General features: G+C 44.5%; 3 protein-coding genes. All 3 read left to right on the top strand.

The genetic code is table 11. The annotated features are described in order from the left end of the window. Positions 1 to 227 precede the first annotated feature (227 nt). The 3 genes from Q0Y54_RS12105 to Q0Y54_RS12095 all read left to right on the top strand — a co-directional run bounded on the left by Q0Y54_RS12105 (position 228) and on the right by Q0Y54_RS12095 (position 3,826). A complete protein-coding gene (locus Q0Y54_RS12105) occupies positions 228 to 1,568 on the top strand; it encodes an ATP-binding protein (RefSeq protein ID WP_297968388.1) in 1,341 nt (446 codons plus the stop codon). 86 nt (positions 1,569 to 1,654) lie between these two features. Beyond that, complete coding sequence (locus Q0Y54_RS12100; RefSeq protein WP_297968386.1) at positions 1,655 to 2,608, top strand: 2-hydroxyacid dehydrogenase; 954 nt, start codon at positions 1,655 to 1,657, stop codon at positions 2,606 to 2,608. A gap of 153 nt (positions 2,609 to 2,761) precedes the next feature. Continuing rightward, on the top strand, positions 2,762 to 3,826 hold the full coding sequence (locus Q0Y54_RS12095) for a low specificity L-threonine aldolase (RefSeq protein WP_297968384.1): 1,065 nt from the start codon (positions 2,762 to 2,764) through the stop codon (positions 3,824 to 3,826). The last annotated feature ends 89 nt before the right edge of the window (positions 3,827 to 3,915 follow it).

Raw genomic sequence — 3,915 nt, 5'->3', positions numbered from 1 at the left:
TAATTGGAAGATTTTTCTTCTAAAGAAGAAAAATTTGAACAATGGCGTTATAAATCTCATTTTGTCATTTTCGATGACATGGTCATTTAAAATATGCCTGTTATTGGGCAGACACTGCCTAGCAGCTCTGCATGGAATTCCCTAATAGGTGTTCTTGTTTTCTATCACATTATTATATATAATTATGTGTAAATAATCACACTTTTATATAAAAAGAGGTGTTTACTATGGAACGACTGGCTATGCAGAAGTTGTTAGATTGGAAAAAATCTCCTTATCGCAAGCCTTTAATTGTACAAGGTGTGCGGCAGGCAGGCAAGACATGGTTGCTAAAGGAATTTGGCCGTCGGTATTATACTAATATTGCGTATTTTAGTTTTGATGAAAATCCGGAATTCAGAGAATTTTTTTCCACCACAAAGGATGTGCGGCGAATCATACCTAATTTGTCAATGTCTGGGGGACAGAAAATTGTACCAGGTGAAACCCTGATTATTTTCGATGAAATTCAGGATTGTCCTGAGGTTATAAATTCGTTGAAATATTTTTGCGAAAATGCACCAGAATATCATGTGGTCTCAGCTGGTTCTTTGTTAGGAATTGCTTTGGCCAAGCCTTCATCCTTTCCAGTAGGCAAGGTCGATTTATTGAATATGTACCCCATGACATTTCAGGAATTTCTCATGGCTACAGGTAGCAATAATCTGGCGGATTATTTGAATCAAATGGATAAAATTTCACCAATACCGGAAGCATTTTTTAATCCGTTGGCAGAAAAGCTAAAAATGTACTTTATAACTGGCGGCATGCCTGAAGCTGTTAAAAGATGGGTAGAAACACAGTCTGTGGGACAAATCCAATCAGTACTGATGACAATTATAAGTACATACGAACGCGATTTTATGAAGCATCCCAACACCAGAGAATTTCCTAAGATAAATAGAGTATGGCACTCACTTCCTTCACAGCTGGCTCGTGAAAACAAGAAATTCTTATACAATGTGATAAAAGAAGGTGCTAGAGCCAGAGAGTATGAAGATGCTTTGGAGTGGTTGGTTAACGCATCAGTAGCTTATAAAATATTTCGTATATCAGCTCCGGGGCTTCCGTTGGCAGGATATGAGGATTTAAGTGCATTTAAAATCTATTTGGCGGATGTGGGTGTGTTGCGTCGATTGTCCCAGCTGGATCCGGTAGCTTTTCGGGAGGGGAATCGCTTGTTTACAGAATTTAAGGGTGCTTTGACAGAAAATTTTGTATTGCAATCCTTGATTCCTCTTTTTGACGCAGCTCCACACTATTGGTCAAGAATAAATCCTTCTTATGAAGTGGATTTTATTGTACAACACTTAAATAATATTATTCCTATTGAAGTGAAAGCTGATACCAATGTTAAAAGCCGCAGCCTAAAAAAATATGCTGAAACATTTTCTGAACAAACTAAAATCAGGATTCGTTTCTCCATGAACAATCTACGTATGGACGACGGTGTGCTTAACATTCCGCTATTTATGGCAGACCATACAGTAAAGCTTATTGATTTGGCTTTGAGAGATTTTGTGCTTTAACCCCACGCTAACGGGTGCTTACTAAAGGGCTTCCACTTTGGGGCGAACAATTTTCACAGTATATACAAGCAAGGGAGGAAAATGTGATGAATGAAAAGGTAGTAGTGCTGAATGCGGGAAAAATGGATTATGATGGCAAACTGGATTTTTCCGCCTTGTCTCCTGATGTAACAATCTATGCTGACAGCACACAGGAAGAAGTCCTTGAGAGAATTCAGGGTGCCTGTGTAGTGGTAACCAAGGAGATGCCGGTGACCTCCGAAATGATAAGGCAGTTCCCGGACAGCGTGAAGCTAATCTGCGAAGCGGGTACCGGCTACAACAATATTGCACTGGAGGCTGCCAAGGAACGGGGCATAAGGGTATGCAACGTTCCTGCCTATAGCTCCCACAGAGTAGCCCATACTGCCGTTATGCTGATGCTTAATCTTGCTTCCACGATGCAGACCCAGATCAAAATGCTGGCCAAGGGAGATCGAAGCAACTTCACTGAACATTTGAAGGTTCCGCACGTGGAGCTGAATGGGAAAACAATAGGTGTGGTTGGCACCGGTAACATAGGACGTGAGGTCATTCGCATTGCACAGGCAATGGATATGAAGGTTCTGTGCTGCGCCAGAAGACAGCACCCGAATGAGGACAACATGACCTTTGTGTCCCTGGAGGAGCTGCTGGAGGCCAGTGATGTGGTTTCACTTCATTGTCCCCTGACACCTGAGACCCGTCATATGATTAATGAAAAGACCCTGTCCATGATGAAGAAATCCGCTTTTCTGATAAACACCTCCAGAGGGGCTCTGGTAGATGAAGGGGCATTAATCAAGGCCTTGCAGAGCCGTCAGATTGCTGGTGCCGGCCTTGACGTTCAGGAGCTTGAGCCTCCGGCAGAGGACAATCCCCTGTTCACCTTGGACAATGTTATTCTTACCCCCCACATGGGCTGGAAAGGCATGGAGACCCGCCAGCGGCTGGTTGGTGTAATAGCAGATAATATTCGCGGCTTCTTTGCCGGTGCACCGGTGAATATTGTGTCCGATTAATGTATGACAGGCCGGGCATTATGCAGGCCGCTTACAGTATGGCAGGCAAGGCATTATGCAGGCCGCTTACAGTATGGAAACGGAATTTCACAGGAAACGGGTGATGGCTTTTATGATAACAATGGGGTTTTCACAAATAGGGGAGGGGACTATATGAGCTGCAATAAATTGTGTTTTGCTTCAGATTATCAGGAGGGGGCACACCCAAAAATCATAGACAGGCTGGGGGAAACTAACCTGTTGCAAAGTCCGGGCTATGGAACAGATGAAATCTGTGAAGCCGCCAGAGAGCGCATACGCACAGCCTGTGGCTGTGCCCAAGCAGCTGTGCATTTTCTGGTGGGGGGGACTCAGACCAACGCCACAATAATTGACGCCCTGCTTATGTCCTATGAGGGAGTTATTGCCCCTGACAGTGGGCACATCAGCATTCATGAAGCAGGAGCTATAGAGGTGGGCGGACATAAGGTTTTGACCATTCCACACCAGCTCGGCAAGATAGCGGCTGAGGCTGTTGAGGCGTACTGTAAAGCCTTTGAAGAGGATTTAAATCATGATCACATGGTCAAACCGGGCATGGTGTATATCTCCCAGCCAACGGAGTATGGCACCTTGTATTCATTGCAGGAGCTGACGGAGCTTAGCCAGGTTTGCCGAAGCCGGCAGCTTTATCTTTATGTCGATGGGGCCAGGCTGGCCTATGCTTTGGGGTGCAGGGAAAATGATGCTTCCCTGAAGGACCTGGCCAGGCTTTGTGATGCTTTCTACATAGGGGGAACTAAATGCGGAGCCATGCTGGGGGAGGCAGTGGTTATTCCGGATCCGGCATTAATACCACATTTTTTTACCATTATGAAGCAGCATGGAGCTTTATTGGCTAAAGGCCGGCTCTTGGGTATTCAGTTTGATGTGCTGTTTGAAGATGGTCTGTACGAGGCAATAGGAAAAACAGCGCTGGAAGCAGCGGAGAAAATACGGGAATGCCTTGCTTCCAAGGGTTACAGGCTGGCCTTTGCTTCACCGACCAATCAAATATTTATAACCCTAAGGGACGATGAATATAACAGATTAAGTCAGCAGGTGGAGTTCAGCTTTTGGGAGAAGACCGCCAATGGGCAGACCGTGGTGAGATTGGCCACCAGTTGGGCTACCACAGACAGCCAGGTAGAGAAGCTGATGAAGGTGCTGGCAGAGTGCAGCCCAAAGGAACAAAAATAACTAAATAGTGTCTGACAAATAATTAATAAACACAACTAAATATCTATAAATACTAGCAATAATTAGAAGAATATGGTATAATAAATGCA

This window comes from uncultured Anaerovibrio sp., from assembly GCF_947302755.1.
Taxonomy (GTDB): domain Bacteria; phylum Bacillota; class Negativicutes; order Selenomonadales; family Selenomonadaceae; genus Anaerovibrio.
Note: the sequence above shows the minus strand (reverse complement) of the source record. Positions and strands in the feature narration are given on the sequence as shown.

Bases quoted from the DNA above. Each gene is read 5' to 3' on its own strand.
- Q0Y54_RS12105 (WP_297968388.1), top strand. From the start codon at position 228: ATGGAACGACTGGCTATGCAGAAGTTGTTAGATTGGAAAAAATCTCCT.
- Q0Y54_RS12100 (WP_297968386.1), top strand. From the start codon at position 1,655: ATGAATGAAAAGGTAGTAGTGCTGAATGCGGGAAAAATGGATTATGAT.
- Q0Y54_RS12095 (WP_297968384.1), top strand. From the start codon at position 2,762: ATGAGCTGCAATAAATTGTGTTTTGCTTCAGATTATCAGGAGGGGGCA.